This window comes from Microbacterium sp. 2RAF4, assembly GCF_052115285.1.
Classification (GTDB): Bacteria; Actinomycetota; Actinomycetes; order Actinomycetales; family Microbacteriaceae; genus Microbacterium; species Microbacterium oxydans.
The window spans coordinates 406,822-420,263 of sequence record NZ_JBFRGI010000003.1; the positions used below are offsets into that span (position 1 = coordinate 406,822).

Genomic DNA, 13,442 nt, shown 5'->3' on the forward strand with positions numbered 1-13,442 from the left:
CATCGGATCGGATCATGTCTCACCCGCCTGTGAGGGATCGGGGAGAGGCAGCGCGGCCTCTCCCCCGGTCCCGCCTACTTCTTGAACGCGTCCTTCACGTCCTCCGCAGCATCGCGCACGTTGCCCTTGGCCTGCTCGGCCTTGCCCTCGGCGACGAGCTTGTCATCGTTGGTGACCTTGCCGACGGTCTCCTTGGCCTTTCCGGCGACCTTCTCGGCTGCGGCCTTGATCTTGTCTTCAGCGCTCATTGCTTCTCCCTTTCTCGTTACGGCCCCGGGCTCGGAGCCGAAGCCTCGGCGTGGTGACTACTCGCTCGCCGCCACAGCGGTCTCACCCTCGACGTCGTCCGAGGGGACGTGCACATCGTCGATCGTGACGTTGACCTCGACGAGGTTCGCCCCTGCCAGCTCGACGAGGTCACGATGGATTGCCGCCCTGACTTCGTCGGCGACCTTCTGCAGGGCGACCGGATACTCGGCGACGATCGTGATGTCGACGGTGATCTGCGCCTCGCCGACCGCGACGGAAACTCCCTGCGAGAGGTCGGTCGTGTTGAAGGCATCCCGGATGGCTCCCACCATGCGCGCGGCGCCCCCACCGAGCGCATGAACCCCGTCGACATCCCGCGCGGCGATGCCGGCGATCTTCGCGACCACCGCATCCTCGATCGTCGTCGTGCCCACTGCAGCCCCCTGCAGCGGTGCTTCGACGTGGATCTCGGGCTGCGTGCCCGGAGTCGTGTTCGCCATCATGAGCTCCTTCATCCGTGTGCTGCCCCCAGGGGCACCGGTCGCGGTCGGCGACGCTATGACTAGGACGGATGGTGAGGAGCAGATGTCACAAATCAGTCCGAAGAAGTCGCCGAGGACGGATTCGAGCCCTTCACAGTGCACTCCAAGCTTCGAAGTGCAATATTGCACTCTATGAGCGACAGTGCAGAATCCTTGCGGGAACAGCGCAAGCGAGAGACCTCGCGAGCCCTCACCGATGCCGCACGCCGGTTGACCGCGGCGAGGGGGTTCGCCGGATTCACGGTGGAGGAGCTGTGCGCCGAGGTCGGAGTCTCGCGGCGCACATTCTTCAACTACTTCGAAAGCAAGGAGAACGCGGTCTTCGGCTTCGCGACGATCGATTCCCGCCAGGAAGCCCTCGAGGAGGAGTTCGCCGCGCAGCGCGGAGATCTGCTCGACGACTTCATCCAGCTGACGATCCGCCGCTTCGAGCTCTTCAACCCGGTCGATGATGCGCCGGCGATGTTCGCCGTGATCGAGCAGGAGCCGCGGCTGCTGAAGGCGGCCTTCGAACAGCTCGCGAAGAACGAGCGCCGTGACCAGGCCCTGATCCTCCGTCGCACCGAGGGCGACGCCGATGCCGAGCTCCGCGCCGAGGTGGTCGTGCACACCGTCGGCGCACTCGTGCGGATGAGCATGGACCAGCTCCTGCACCACCAGTCCCCCGAGCCGTTCGTCGATCTCATCGTGCGACGCCTCGACCTCGCCCGCTCGCTCTACGCACCGTCACAGAAAGCTCGTTGAATGTCCGCCACCGCCACGAAGGATGCGCCGTTCCTGCTCACGAAGCGCCGCATCTGGATCATCTTCAGCGCTCTCATCGCGGGAATGCTGCTCTCCAGCCTCGACCAGACCATCGTGTCCACCGCCATGCCGACGATCGTCGGACAGCTCGGCGGCGTCGATCACCAGGTGTGGATCACCACCGCCTACCTGCTCGCCACCACGATCGTGATGCCCATCTACGGCAAGTTCGGCGACGTCCTGGGCCGGCGCAACCTGTTCCTCGTCGCGATCGCGCTGTTCACGCTGGCATCCGTCGGCTGCGCGTTCGCCACCGACTTCTGGATGTTCGTCGTGTTCCGCGCCCTGCAGGGTCTCGGCGGCGGCGGCCTGATGATCCTGTCCCAGGCGATCATCGCCGACATCGTGCCCGCCAACGAGCGCGGCAAGTACATGGGTCCCCTCGGTGCGGTCTTCGGCCTCTCGGCCGTGGCCGGCCCTCTCCTCGGCGGCTACTTCGTGGATCACCTGACCTGGCAGTGGGCGTTCTACATCAACATCCCGGTGGGGATCGCGGCCTTCATCATCGCCCTCGTCGCACTCAAGCTCCCGAGCAAGAAGGCCGAGAAGCCGATCGACATCTTCGGAGTCATCTTCCTCTCGATCGCCACGACGTGCCTCATCTTTTTCACCGACTTCGGCGGTGACAAGGAGTTCGGATGGGACTCGCTCGCGACCTGGGCGTGGGGCGCAGGGCTCGTCGTCGCGGCGACGGCGTTCGTGATCACCGAGTCACGGGTGCAGGACCCGATCATCCCGCTGAGCCTGTTCCGCAATCCGATCTTCGTGAACGCCACCGCGATCGGACTGGTCCTCGGAATCGGAATGTTCGCAGCGATCGGATTCGTGCCGACGTTCCTGCAGATGTCGTCCGGCACCTCTGCAGCGGAATCCGGTCTGCTGATGATCCCCATGATGGTCGGTCTCATGGGCACGTCGATCTTCTCCGGGATCGCGATCTCGAAGACCGGCAGATACAAGATCTATCCGATCCTCGGCACGATCATCACCGGTATCGCCATGGTCGCGATGACGACCCTTTCGGCGTCGACTCCCATCTGGCTGATCTGCGTGTTCCTGTTCGTGTTCGGAGCGGGGCTCGGCCTCATCATGCAGGTCGTGGTGCTGGTCGTGCAGAACGCGGTTCCGGCGGGTGAGATCGGCACCGCGACCAGCACGAACAACTACTTCCGCGAAGTCGGTGCGTCTCTCGGCACCGCGGTGTTCGGCACCATCTTCACCACTCGCCTGACGGAGAACCTGCTCGGGGTCTTCGCCGGCGCCGGCGCGTCGCCCGATGCCGCCTCAGAGGCCGCGTCGACGATCGATCCTTCCACGCTCAACTCCCTGCCGGACGAGGTGCGCGACGGCATCGTCACCGCGTATGCGGATGCCCTCGCCCCGGTCTTCTGGTACCTCGTACCGTTCATCGCCCTCGCGCTGCTGCTCTCGCTGTTCCTGAAGCAGATCCCCCTGTCGGACACCGCGGGGCTGGTGGCCAGAGGCGAGGCCATCAGCGGAGAGGAAGCGGAGCGTCTGGAGGCCGAGCAACGAGGCGTCGAATGGTCGGGAGCCACGGTCGCGTCTCCTGACGCACAGGAGGAATCGGACTCGACACCGCCACCTCGATGAACGCGCCATCTCGGTGAACGCGGCGGCCCCTGCACCTCTGGAGCAGGGGCCGCCGTCTGTCAAGGGGCTCCCGCCCTGGCTCGCCTGCGGGCATGCTTCATCGTGGGGACAGTCAGGAGAATGATGGATCGCGTACCAGACCCACGGTTCGCCCTCGAGCAGGTCAGCGCCACGGATTGGGCCATCGTCGATCTGCAATACCCGGAGGTCGACCACAGGCGGGTCGTGTGCCGCGTCTACGAGGATGCGCCGACAGAGGTCGAAGTGCTCTGGCTGCGTGATCTCCCCCTCGCCCTGCGCTACTCGTCCGTGGACGACGTGCTCACCGCTGTTCAGCGCTTCCACGACACCTCGCGCGCCACCCGCCCGATCCCGATCCCTCGTCTGCCTCCGCCGACGGGGAGAGCAGGGCGCGGGACACGCCCACGATGACCGGGCGGATGGACGCGGTGCGCACGGCTGCGCCACACTGATCGGGAGAACCGTTCCCCGAGCCCTGGAGCTCTCATGACCGCACCCGCCCCCACCGCCGCGACCGGCACCCCCTGGAAGAGATTCTGGGAGAAGGGCGGCTGGTGGCGCGCACTCCTACTGGCGGCCGTCTACTTCGTGCTCTACAACGGACTGTCGCTCGCGTTCACTCCGCTCGCGGCGCAGATCGACGACCCGACGGGCCCCACCGGGATCCTGGTCTTCTACGCGCTCCCCGTTCTCGTCGGCTGCCTGCTCCTGGTCGGCTTCGCCGCGTCGGTCGGCTGGCTCGGCGAGCTCTTCAGACGGCAGCCGATCACGGGCCGCGGGTGGATGTGGATCGCGATCGTGGTCGTGCTGCTGTTCAATGTCCTGCACCTGCTCAGCATCGACTACGGCGAGGCCGGATTCGCGGTGGTCGCGACCTGGCTGCTCGCCGGCGTCTTCATCGGTTTCGCCGAAGAGGTGCTCACTCGCGGCCTCGTCGTGAACATGCTGCGCAAGGCCGGGCACCGCGAGATCGTCGTCGCCGTCATCTCGGCCGCGGTGTTCGCCGGACTCCACGCGGGGAACCTGCTCAGCGGTCAGTCGCTGTTCGCCACCGCATTCCAGCTCGTCTACACCTTCGCGTTCGGAATCTGCATGTACCTCGCCATGCGGGTCACCGGCACCCTCATCGCGCCGATCCTGCTGCACGCCAGCACCGATCCGAGCATCTTCCTGCACACGGCCTATCCGGTCGAGGGTCCGATCTCGACGCTGGCGGGGCTCGGCAACCCCGCCGTGATCGTGGTCGGCCTCGTGCTGCTGTTCTTCATCCGCGGACGTGTCGGCGTCGCCGTCGCCGCAGCGGATGAGGTCGGCCCCGCCTTCGACGTGCCGCAGCGTTAGGGGCGGCGCGCCTCTGGCCAGTCGGTGACGACGACCTTGCCGATCGTCCGGGAGGCCTCCACGATCTCATGCGCCTGACGCATCGTCGTGGCGTCCAGCGGAGTGAGGTGCGTCGTCAGCGTGGTGCGGAGGGTGCCTGCGTCCACCAGCTTCGCGACACTCTCCAGAAGGTCGTGCTGGTAGTGGTCGGAGGGATCGGTGACGGGCCTCGTGAACATGAGCTCCCAGTGCCAGGTCACGCTCTTCGCCTTGAGCGCGTCGATGCTGCCCCCGGTCTCATCGATGGAGACGACCTGCCCGCGCGGACGGATCGCGTCGGCGATCGCCCTGACGTTGCCGGGAGTGAACGAGGTGAACACGTAGTCGACGCCGGCGGGGGCGAGCGTCGACACCTCGCCGGCGAAGTCGCGGCCGACGACATGGTCGGCCCCCATCTGACGCACCCACTCCGCCGTTTCCGGGCGCGATGCCACGGCGATGACCTCGAGGCGCGTGAGGGCCTTCGCGAGCTGGATGATCAGCGAGCCGACGCCCCCTGCCGCCCCGATCACCAGGAGCACACCCTCGCTCTCGCCGGTGAGCGCCAGGCGGTCGAAGAGGCTCTCCCACGCGGTAATGACGGTCAGCGGCAGTGCGGCCGCCTCTGCGACCGACAGCGAGCGAGGAGCGTGGCCGACGATGTTCTCGTTCACGAGGTGGAACCGCGCATTCGTGCCGGAGCGATCGATCTGCCCGGCGTAGAAGACACGGTCCCCCACGGCGAAGCGGGTCGATTCCTCGCCGACCGCGACGACGACCCCTGTCGCGTCGTAGCCCAGGATCGGTGGCGTGCCCGTGCGAGGAGCGCCGGCACGCACCTTCACGTCGACGGGATTCACCGAGACACCCTGCACCTCGACGAGGAGATCGCGGCCCGTAGGGGTCGGAACCGGAAGGGTGATGTCGCTGAGCGCATCGGCGTCCGACACGGGACGACCTCCCCGGGCGCCGATCGCGGGCATCCGATCGGGGATCGATGGAGAGGTGAAGACGGGATCGGGAGTGTGCGTGGTTGCCATGCCCGTCAAGCTATCCGGGGCCCTCTGGTTACCCGCAAGCGCTCCAGGTATCCGAAAGGTACCAGGAGCGTCAGATCCGTGGAACGCGTCGACGAATCGTCCGCGGCCGACCGACCAGGCATCGGCGGCCGGCCGGCCCGAACAGGAGACGTGCCATCACCGCGCCGACGACACGCGTCGCGCCTGCGGTCCGTCTCGGCGCTCCGCCATACCCTCAGGGACATGACCGTCGAGGATCCAGAACCGGCCGATCGGGACCGCGTACGCCGCTCAGCACTCGCCGTCACCCTCTGGTTGCTCGTTCCGTTGATCGTCGTCGCGGCGTACGTCGCGCAGATCCTCGAGTCGTTCAGCGCCGTCGGGTGCGAAGGCGATTGCGATCTGGAACTCGCTTTCGGTGCCCGCGCCGTCTTCCCGTGGGCGGTCGCTGCCTCGGTCATCGCGGCGATCGTGGCCGCGTTCGTGCTCCGGCATCGGAGAAAGCCCGCCTACTGGGCACCCCTGCTCGGCGTGGTCCTCGTGCTGGCGTCGGCCATCACCACCAGCGTCGTCTTCCAAGCCGGGCTTGCCCCCATGTACGCGCGCAACGACAGGATCGCGAACGGTGAGGTTCCCGCCGAGACGGCTCCGCCACTCCCCGACCCCGTCGGAGGTTGGGAGGCGAGCGTCGACGGCGCGACGTTCTTGTCATTCAATTCCGACGGGACCGTCACGGGCAGCGACGGGTGCAACGATCTGAGCGGCCGGTGGTCGCAGGATTCGGCGGGGAGGATCGAGCTGGAGGCGCTCCTCTCCCAGACGGCGAGCGCGTGCGACGGCATCGACGCATGGCTCGGCCGAGGGCGATCCGCGGACATCATCGATGGCTACATGTACGTCAACGGAGACGCGGGTTCGCCCATCGGTGGGCTCCAGCCGGCGCGCCGCTCCAGTGACTGAGGCTGCGACGCACTGCCCCGTGAACGACGAAACCCCCGGCGATCCGGGGGTTTTCATCTGTAGCAGGAGCGGGGCTTGAACCCGCGACCTCACGATTATGAGTCGTGCGCTCTAACCAGCTGAGCTACCCTGCCGCGAGGCATCCGTCCGCGTGAGAAGAATGCTTGCGAGCCCCGAGTCAGGATTGAACTGACGACCCCTTCCTTACCATGGAAGTGCTCTGCCACTGAGCTATCGGGGCGTGCTGCCCCTCGCGGGGCAACCGTACGAGAATACCATCACTGTGGCGTCCTCATGAAATCGAGCCGGTCACTCCTCCGCGGTCAGCGACGATCGACCGGCATTCGCCTTGAGCCACGGCATCGGGTCGATGGTCGTTCCGTTGACGATGAGCTCGAAGTGCAGGTGCGCGCCGTAGGAACGGCCCGTGTTGCCCGTCTTGCCCACGATCGTTCCGACCTTGACGGTGTCGCCGGCCTTGACGTTGAGGGAGCCGTACTGCATGTGCGAGTAGTGGCTCGTGATGACCTGGCCGTCGATGACGTGGTCGATGTAGACCGTGACCCCGAAGGCCCCGCCCTGCTCTGTGGCGATGCGGACGGTGCCGTCGGCGATGGCCTGGATCGGCGCACCGTTGCCCGGCACGAAGTCGATGCCCTCGTGGAGGCGGCCGCTGCGCATCCCATAGCCGTAGCTCATGCCGACACCGACGAGGAACGGCCACTGGATGGCGGCGTCGGGGTCGTTCGTGAAGATCTCACCCGAGTAGTTGATGCCCTGCTCGGCGGCGACCTCGGCAAGCGAGACCGTGCTGAAGTCATCGGAGCGGGAGAGCGGGACGCTCTCGACGCCGGACGGTGCGACGAAAGCCTGGATCTCGGCCTCGGCCTCGTCCTTCGAGTCGGCGGCAGCAGCAGAGACCAACGACATGGATGCGGCCGCGCCGCCCCGCACACCGGCGACCGCCTCCGCGGGGAGCGTCATGGACACCGCGAGAAGCCCTGCGAGGCTCATCACACCGACGGTCGCTCCGACCGTGACCACCTTGCGGAGGTTGCGGGGGCGGCGGGGGGCCACATGCGAGGGGACGACAGACTCAGCGTCCGAACTCTCTGCGGACGGCGAGCGCTCAGCCGTGGGAGCCGTCGGAACCGCACCCGTCGCGCGGAAGGCACGGGAAGCGCGCTCAAACGCGTCGGCTTCACCGGTTTCGCGGACCGGAGTCGCAGGAGCCTCGACCGGCTCCGCGGCGACAGGCACCGCGGGCACATCGGCGATCACCGGCTCCGAGTTCGTGGCGACGAAGGGCTCGATCAGCGCTTCCGTCACCGTCTCGTCGGGCGCCGGCCGCTGACGGGCGGCGCGTCGGGAAAGGGGGGCGACAGCAGCGAGGGCGACGGCAGTGGAATCAGCGGCAGAAATGGGTGCCGTCGGTCCCGCCGCGGGGGCCTCAGAGGCCGCAGTGCGGAGTCGGCTGGATCGGCGCGTGGGCGCAGAGGCAGCCTGGGAGTTCTCGAAGGGCAAAGCGTTTCTCTCGGTCGTGCGTCGTGCTCGGGGGGCGCAAACTTTGACTTTCACCTTCGGGTGATGAAAGTAACGATCGGGTAAACCCTACCGTGACCAGGCTGAGAATGCCATGAATCGTTCACGGATTCTCCGCGAGGATCGCGAGCAGTCGGGCGTGCACATCGGCTCCCCCCGCGACCAGCATCGGGCGTGGGGAGTCGATATCCATTCGGGACACCACGCCTCCGGCTTCCTCGACGAGGAGCGCACCGGCGGCGAAGTCCCAGGGGCGAAGGCCCCGCTCGAAGTAACCGTCCAGTCGCCCAGCGGCGACGAAGGCCAGGTCGAGTGCAGCCGCCCCCATACGTCGCACATCGCGGGCCATCGGCATGACCCGCGCCACGGTCGCGATGTCTCCTTCGTGGGTGGCAGGGTCGTAGCCGAAGCCGGTGGCGAGGAGAGCGCCGGCCGGGGTCGTGTCCGTCACCGCGAGACGAATGCCGTTCGACCAGGCGCCGTGACCTCGCGCCGCAGCGAAGGTCTCTCCCAGCGCCGGGGCGTTGACGGCGCCGGCGAGCGCCTCCCATGTCTCGGGGTCGGGTTCTCCGCGGACCGCGCCGATGCTCACGTTGTACGCCGGGATGCCGTACGCGTAGTTGACGGTGCCGTCGATGGGGTCGACGATCCATGTGATTCCGCTGCTCCCTGCTTCGGCACCCGTCTCCTCGCCGAGAAAACCGTCGTCCACCCGCGCCGCGCGGAGACGCGAGCGGATGAGTGCTTCGACCTCTCGGTCTGCTTCCGTGACGATGTCGGCCAACGACGACTTGGTCGCCGCCAGGCGCACCCCTTCCTGTCGTCGAAGTCGCGCGAGCTGCCCTGCCTCCTCGGCGATCTCGATCGCGAGGTCGCGGAGCTCGAGTTCCCGCATCACTGTTCGGGCTGCCGGGGCGCGGGCGGCGGCGGCGGGAAAGCCTGCGAAGCCTCCTGTGGGGAGGCCGTCGTCTGAGTGGCAGGGGCAGGGGGCACCGGGTGCTCGCCCGCACTCGCAGGCGCGGGCTCTGCGGGCTGCGAGAACTGCGGCGGCGCGAACTGCGGCGCAGCGGGCTGCGGCGGCGCGGACTGCGGCGGTGCGGACTGCGGCGCAGCGGGCTGCGGCGGCGCGGACTGCGGCGGTGCGGACTGCGGCGAGACGGGCTGCGGCACGACGGGGAACGCCGAGGCGGGCGCTTGCGGGAGCGCCTGCTGCGGCGGGGCGACGGTCGGGTAACCGGTGTAGTAGGCGTTCCAGTCGGGCGATGCATCGGGCAGCGCGGGAAGCGGCGTGATGCCGTCGGCGTAGGTCGGCCACGACGGCGCCGACGCCACGGCACGGTTGGCCGGGGTCTTCTTCTTCGGTGCGAAGAGCGCATTGAGCAGCGGGATCAGCGTGGTGCCCACGGCTACGAGGATCGTGAGTGCGACCACGATGCGCCAGTACAGCTCCCCATAGTGGAACGTGTTCGGGAAGGCGAGGAAGAACACGAGCATGCCGACGAGACCGACGAGGAAGGTCACCGTCACGATATAGATCACTCGGGTGAAGGTCGTGACGTATCGCTGCGCTGCCGGTGTGAACAGGCGCACGTGAAGCAGGGCCAGCTGGAGGATGCCGATCACGAGGAGCAGCTGGAAGAAGCGCTCGGCGCCGAAGTAGAACCCGTCTTCCGGAAGCCAGATCTTCACGGCACCGACGAGGAGAGCGACGATCCAGCTCACCATACTCGCCAGCTGCAGCCAGTCGGGGCGGTTGGGCGCCAACCCGGCTTCGAGGATCGCGATTCCCGCGAACGCCGCCAGCAGCAGGATCGTGAGGAAGGCGCGACCGATGAGACCGTCTTGGTCACCGATGAGCACCCAGATGACGCACACGAGAGCCGCGGCGATGAGGGCGCCGATGGCGATCCACAGGGAGCCCCTGATCAGCAGCGACATGTTCTTCTTCTCACCCTGCGGTCGATGCGTGGTGATGTCCGGCTGGGACATGGCGTTCCTCTCGTCGAGCGGTGATGCCTTCATCCTGCCATGCGCGCCGACGGTTGCCAGGGGTTCCACCCCGCCGCGGGAAGTCTGTTGCCCCTTCGGGTCTGGGGAGGAGAGGTCAGCCCGTCTTCTTGGCCGACGCGGCGGCGAACGCCGCGACCCTCGCCTGCGCGTCGGGTGTCTCGAGGGCGGCACCGATCGAGCGGGCCTCTTCGCTCAGCTGCTCGACGAACGAGCGTTCCGGCTGCGCGCGCACCAGCCTCTTCGCCTGACCGTAGGCGTCGGCGGCGCCCGCCAGCCAGAAGCGCGCGATCTCCTCACCGCGCGCTCGCACACGCTCCGCCTCCGCAGCGGCATCCTCTCCCTCGACGGCCTCGGCGACGAGCCCCCACTCGACGGCCTCGGCGGCGGTGAGCAGCCGATCCTGCAGGACGAGCTGCAGGGCGCGGCGCTGGCCGACGGCGCGGGCGAGCTGGGCGGAGACCGACAGATCGGGGGTCAGACCGATGTTCGCGTACAGGCTGCCGAGCCTCGACCGCGAACCCACGACGGCGTAGTCGCTGCACAGCAGGATGCCCAGGCCACCCCCCGCAGTCGTGCCGTGGGCCGCCGCGACGACGGGCACCGCTGATTCCGTCAGCGAGCGGATGCCGGAGTTGATGACCTCGGCGAGCGCCGTGATCTCCGCGCCGGACGCGCCCATGGTCGTCGCCATGTCGATCACGTCGCCTCCCGCGCAGAACGCAGGACCCGCGGCATCGATGAGGATCGCCTTCACGTCGGTGCGCGACGTCGCCTCGGCCGTCGCGTCCTTCCACGCGTGCGCCAGGTCGGCGTTGAACGCGTTGAGCCGAGCGGGCCGGTTCAACGTCAGCCGAGCCATCCCCTCTTCGACGGCGAACAGGATGGCGTCAGTCATGGCTTCTCCTTCGAGCACAGAACGTGTCGCACCAGCGTAACCGCGATCAGACCCGCTCCCAGACCTGCGAGACGAAGCTCTCCATGCGCCGGCGCGTGCCGTCGAGACGGAAGTCGACCTGACCGGGCGACCTGACCTCGTTCGGTGCGAGCGGGTGCGCGAGGCGCACGTTCTCGTGACAGGAGAGGTCGGCGCACATGTAGGTGCCGAACGAGTCTCCGCGTTTGCCCGCCTCACCGGCTCGACGGGCGGAGAGGAGGGCGACCTGGTTGCCCGGCTGCATCGTGTGGCAGATGTTGCACATGCCCGACCGCGCGCGACCAGGGTCCGTCGCACGCAGCACCACTCCGATCACCTCGTCGTCGTGCGGGATCAGCACATAGCCGCGACGGCTCGCACCCGGGTCCTGCCAGGCGAAGAAGTCGAGGTAGTCCCAATCGACGAGCAGGAAGTCGTGAGGCATCTCCATCAGACGCAGCTCGTCATCGTCCGCATTGACGAACGATGCCCGGACGTCGGCTTCGGTGAGCGGTCGCATCTCTCCAGTCTAGGAAACCGTTCGCGGGGTGGGGCCGCGGCATCGTGGGTCGCGGACGTCGACGCCGACAGCCGGGGGTGGCGATGCGGACTCTCAACCTTCTGGCGTGCGCGGTGCGTGTCCGGGTTCCATCGATTCGCTTTCTTCGTGGGTGCCGTGCAGCGCCTTCTCGGCCTGGTCGCGGCGGTCCCACCCGGGTCGCCGGAGGGCGTAGAAGATGAGAGGAGGAGCCCCGAGCACAGCGATCACCGCCCCGACGATCCAGGGGTACGCCGTGGGCGAGAACGCCGTGAAACCGTCAGGCGGGATGAAGGCGAGAACGAATGCCGCGAGACACCCGACGAAACCAACGCCGGCCACGAGACCCATTGCCGGCACCCGATAGGTGCGCTTCACGTTCGGTTCCTTGCGGCGCAGGACGATCGCCGCTGCGAACATGAGCATGTACATGATCAGATAGATGGCCGCTGCCATATCGACGAGCGCGACGAACGCGGCACTCACGTTCGGCACCACGATGAAGATCGCCGCGAGGATCGTCACGATCGTCCCCTGCAGCATCAGGATCCCGGACTGGACCCCTGCCGTGTTGCGCTTCTGCAGCGCGGGCGGGAGCAGACCTGTCTCCGCAGCGGCCAGCAGCCCCTTGGACGGACCCGCGATCCACGTTATGACGGAGGCGAGGGCGCCGGCGGCGATCAGGGCTGAGATGATCGCTGTCGCCCATCCCATTCCCCAGTGATCGAAGTACACACCGAAGGCGAGCATGATGCCGTTGGTGAGTCCCAGCTCCTTCGACGGGACGGCGACCGAGATCGCCAACGTCGGAAGGATGAACACGAGCAGGATCAGACCGGCGGCGAGGAACACCGAGCGCGGGAACCCCTTGCCCGGGTCCTTCATCTGGTTCACGTGGACCGCGTTGACCTCCATCCCGGCGTACGCCAGCACGTTCGACACGATCAGCACGATGGACGCCACCCCGGTGAAGGGAGGGATGATCGCCGATGCTTCGAGCGGCACCTGGCTCTTCTCACCGCTGAACACCCAGATCGCACCGAACACGATGAGCAGCGCGGCCGGCAGAAGCGTGCCGAGGATGCCGCCCCAGGAGCCGAGTTTGGCGAAGAGGTTGCCACCGCGAAGGGTGACGAACGTCGAACCCCAGTACAGCACGAGGATCACGATCGCGGTGAACAGCCCGGAGTCGGACAGCGACGGATCGACGAAGACGAACGCGATCGCCGCTGCGATGAATGCGAGCTGGGTGGGATACCAGACGACGTTCTGGATCCACTGGAGCCAGACGGCGGTGAAGCCCCAGCGATTGCCGAAGGCTTCGCGAACCCACACGTACACGCCGCCTTTCCACCCCGTCGCCAGTTCTGCGGCCACGAGGGCGGTCGGAATGAGGAAGAGGACGGCCGGGATGATGTAGAGGGTGACGCTCCCGAGGCCGTAGACCGCCATCGCGGGCAACGAGCGCAGGCTCGCCACCACCACGAGAGTGAGCAGTGCCAGCTGGCCGACCCCGAGGTAGTTGACGACAGCGCGGTGCGAGGTGAGCGGATGGTTGGATGCCGCCTGTGCAGCGGCGTCGGGCGCCTGTCGCGATGTACGAGACATGTCGCTTCGCCTCAGTGGTGGAACGCCGGGTGCGGGCCCTCGACGGGCATGGGCGATTCGAGTGCGTCGAGATACGCCGTCTCGACCGCGATCGCCTGCAGCAGCTTGGCAGCGAGGTCCATGCTCAGCCCGTTGCGCACGACGATGCGCTGCACCGTGATCTGCTCCAGGTCGGCAGGCATGGGGTACGCCGGCACGAGCCAGCCCTTCATGCGCAGCCGATCCTGCAGGTCGTAGAGCGTCCAGTTCTTCGTGTGCCCCTCTTT

Annotated in this window: 14 protein-coding genes, 2 tRNA genes and 1 pseudogene; 5 read left to right on the plus strand and 12 right to left on the minus strand. The window is 67.4% G+C overall.

Annotation, left to right across the window (positions count from 1 at the left end; all coding sequences use genetic code 11):
* Nucleotides 1–74 precede the first annotated feature (74 nt).
* On the minus strand, nucleotides 75–248 hold the full coding sequence (locus AB4070_RS15465; RefSeq protein ID WP_282847238.1) for a CsbD family protein: 174 nt from the start codon (nucleotides 246–248) through the stop codon (nucleotides 75–77).
* Between the two features lie 57 nt (nucleotides 249–305).
* Nucleotides 306–749, minus strand: a complete 444-nt coding sequence (locus AB4070_RS15470) for an Asp23/Gls24 family envelope stress response protein (RefSeq protein ID WP_441980873.1) — start codon at nucleotides 747–749, stop codon at nucleotides 306–308.
* 174 nt (nucleotides 750–923) lie between these two features.
* Here AB4070_RS15470 and AB4070_RS15475 point away from each other — a divergent pair, with 174 nt between their 5' ends.
* The 4 genes from AB4070_RS15475 (at nucleotide 924) to AB4070_RS15490 (ending at nucleotide 4,568) form a co-directional block, all read left to right on the plus strand.
* On the plus strand, nucleotides 924–1,535 hold the full coding sequence (locus tag AB4070_RS15475) for a TetR/AcrR family transcriptional regulator (protein ID WP_441980874.1): 612 nt from the start codon (nucleotides 924–926) through the stop codon (nucleotides 1,533–1,535).
* Nucleotides 1,536–3,206 (plus strand): MDR family MFS transporter, encoded by a 1,671-nt coding sequence (locus tag AB4070_RS15480; RefSeq protein ID WP_441980875.1) that lies wholly within the window; start codon nucleotides 1,536–1,538, stop codon nucleotides 3,204–3,206.
* A 123-nt stretch (nucleotides 3,207–3,329) separates the two neighbouring features.
* Nucleotides 3,330–3,638: a hypothetical protein gene (locus tag AB4070_RS15485; protein WP_282847234.1), complete on the plus strand. Its 309-nt coding sequence runs from the start codon at nucleotides 3,330–3,332 to the stop codon at nucleotides 3,636–3,638.
* A gap of 75 nt (nucleotides 3,639–3,713) precedes the next feature.
* Nucleotides 3,714–4,568 carry a CPBP family intramembrane glutamic endopeptidase gene (locus AB4070_RS15490; RefSeq protein WP_441980876.1) on the plus strand — a complete coding sequence of 285 codons (855 nt, stop codon included), beginning with the start codon at nucleotides 3,714–3,716 and terminating at the stop codon, nucleotides 4,566–4,568.
* On the opposite strand, the gene AB4070_RS15495 is transcribed toward AB4070_RS15490, so the two are convergent.
* Nucleotides 4,565–5,626, minus strand: a complete 1,062-nt coding sequence (locus tag AB4070_RS15495; protein ID WP_441980877.1) for a zinc-binding alcohol dehydrogenase family protein — start codon at nucleotides 5,624–5,626, stop codon at nucleotides 4,565–4,567. The two genes, AB4070_RS15490 and AB4070_RS15495, sit on opposite strands and share 4 nt — an antisense overlap.
* Before the next feature lie 222 nt (nucleotides 5,627–5,848).
* Here AB4070_RS15495 and AB4070_RS15500 point away from each other — a divergent pair, with 222 nt between their 5' ends.
* The gene (locus AB4070_RS15500) at nucleotides 5,849–6,565 is read left to right on the plus strand and encodes an META domain-containing protein (RefSeq protein WP_441980878.1); all 717 of its coding nucleotides are present in this window, start codon (nucleotides 5,849–5,851) and stop codon (nucleotides 6,563–6,565) included.
* 60 nt (nucleotides 6,566–6,625) lie between these two features.
* Here AB4070_RS15500 and AB4070_RS15505 read toward each other — a convergent pair.
* From AB4070_RS15505 to AB4070_RS15545, 9 genes and pseudogenes are all read right to left on the minus strand, one after another.
* Nucleotides 6,626–6,699, minus strand: a tRNA-Met gene (locus tag AB4070_RS15505).
* Nucleotides 6,700–6,734: 35 nt separating this feature from the next.
* A tRNA-Thr gene (locus AB4070_RS15510) sits at nucleotides 6,735–6,806 on the minus strand.
* Between the two features lie 68 nt (nucleotides 6,807–6,874).
* Nucleotides 6,875–7,894 carry a M23 family metallopeptidase gene (locus AB4070_RS15515; protein WP_441980879.1) on the minus strand — a complete coding sequence of 340 codons (1,020 nt, stop codon included), beginning with the start codon at nucleotides 7,892–7,894 and terminating at the stop codon, nucleotides 6,875–6,877.
* Nucleotides 7,895–8,210: 316 nt separating this feature from the next.
* Nucleotides 8,211–9,002, minus strand: coding sequence for an inositol monophosphatase family protein (locus AB4070_RS15520; protein WP_441980880.1), 792 nt, complete (start codon nucleotides 9,000–9,002; stop codon nucleotides 8,211–8,213).
* Nucleotides 9,002–10,096: a hypothetical protein gene (locus tag AB4070_RS15525; RefSeq protein ID WP_441980881.1), complete on the minus strand. Its 1,095-nt coding sequence runs from the start codon at nucleotides 10,094–10,096 to the stop codon at nucleotides 9,002–9,004. Before AB4070_RS15525 ends, AB4070_RS15520 begins: the two co-directional genes overlap by 1 nt.
* Before the next feature lie 115 nt (nucleotides 10,097–10,211).
* Nucleotides 10,212–11,012 carry an enoyl-CoA hydratase/isomerase family protein gene (locus AB4070_RS15530; protein WP_441980882.1) on the minus strand — a complete coding sequence of 267 codons (801 nt, stop codon included), beginning with the start codon at nucleotides 11,010–11,012 and terminating at the stop codon, nucleotides 10,212–10,214.
* Nucleotides 11,013–11,058: 46 nt separating this feature from the next.
* Nucleotides 11,059–11,550, minus strand: a complete 492-nt coding sequence (locus AB4070_RS15535; protein ID WP_441980883.1) for an FBP domain-containing protein — start codon at nucleotides 11,548–11,550, stop codon at nucleotides 11,059–11,061.
* Nucleotides 11,551–11,643: 93 nt separating this feature from the next.
* Nucleotides 11,644–13,176, minus strand: coding sequence for an amino acid permease (locus AB4070_RS15540; protein ID WP_441980884.1), 1,533 nt, complete (start codon nucleotides 13,174–13,176; stop codon nucleotides 11,644–11,646).
* A gap of 11 nt (nucleotides 13,177–13,187) precedes the next feature.
* A pseudogene (locus AB4070_RS15545) lies at nucleotides 13,188–13,442 on the minus strand (glutamate decarboxylase); the annotation flags it as partial.

Coding starts and splice junctions, on each gene's coding strand:
- AB4070_RS15485 (WP_282847234.1), top strand. CDS start 3,330: ATGGATCGCGTACCAGACCCACGGTTCGCCCTCGAGCAGGTCAGCGCC.
- AB4070_RS15465 (WP_282847238.1), bottom strand. CDS start 248: ATGAGCGCTGAAGACAAGATCAAGGCCGCAGCCGAGAAGGTCGCCGGA.
- AB4070_RS15470 (WP_441980873.1), bottom strand. CDS start 749: ATGGCGAACACGACTCCGGGCACGCAGCCCGAGATCCACGTCGAAGCA.
- AB4070_RS15490 (WP_441980876.1), top strand. CDS start 3,714: ATGACCGCACCCGCCCCCACCGCCGCGACCGGCACCCCCTGGAAGAGA.
- AB4070_RS15530 (WP_441980882.1), bottom strand. CDS start 11,012: ATGACTGACGCCATCCTGTTCGCCGTCGAAGAGGGGATGGCTCGGCTG.
- AB4070_RS15535 (WP_441980883.1), bottom strand. CDS start 11,550: ATGCGACCGCTCACCGAAGCCGACGTCCGGGCATCGTTCGTCAATGCG.
- AB4070_RS15480 (WP_441980875.1), top strand. CDS start 1,536: ATGTCCGCCACCGCCACGAAGGATGCGCCGTTCCTGCTCACGAAGCGC.
- AB4070_RS15500 (WP_441980878.1), top strand. CDS start 5,849: ATGACCGTCGAGGATCCAGAACCGGCCGATCGGGACCGCGTACGCCGC.
- AB4070_RS15475 (WP_441980874.1), top strand. CDS start 924: ATGAGCGACAGTGCAGAATCCTTGCGGGAACAGCGCAAGCGAGAGACC.
- AB4070_RS15495 (WP_441980877.1), bottom strand. CDS start 5,626: ATGGCAACCACGCACACTCCCGATCCCGTCTTCACCTCTCCATCGATC.
- AB4070_RS15525 (WP_441980881.1), bottom strand. CDS start 10,096: ATGTCCCAGCCGGACATCACCACGCATCGACCGCAGGGTGAGAAGAAG.
- AB4070_RS15540 (WP_441980884.1), bottom strand. CDS start 13,176: ATGTCTCGTACATCGCGACAGGCGCCCGACGCCGCTGCACAGGCGGCA.
- AB4070_RS15520 (WP_441980880.1), bottom strand. CDS start 9,002: ATGCGGGAACTCGAGCTCCGCGACCTCGCGATCGAGATCGCCGAGGAG.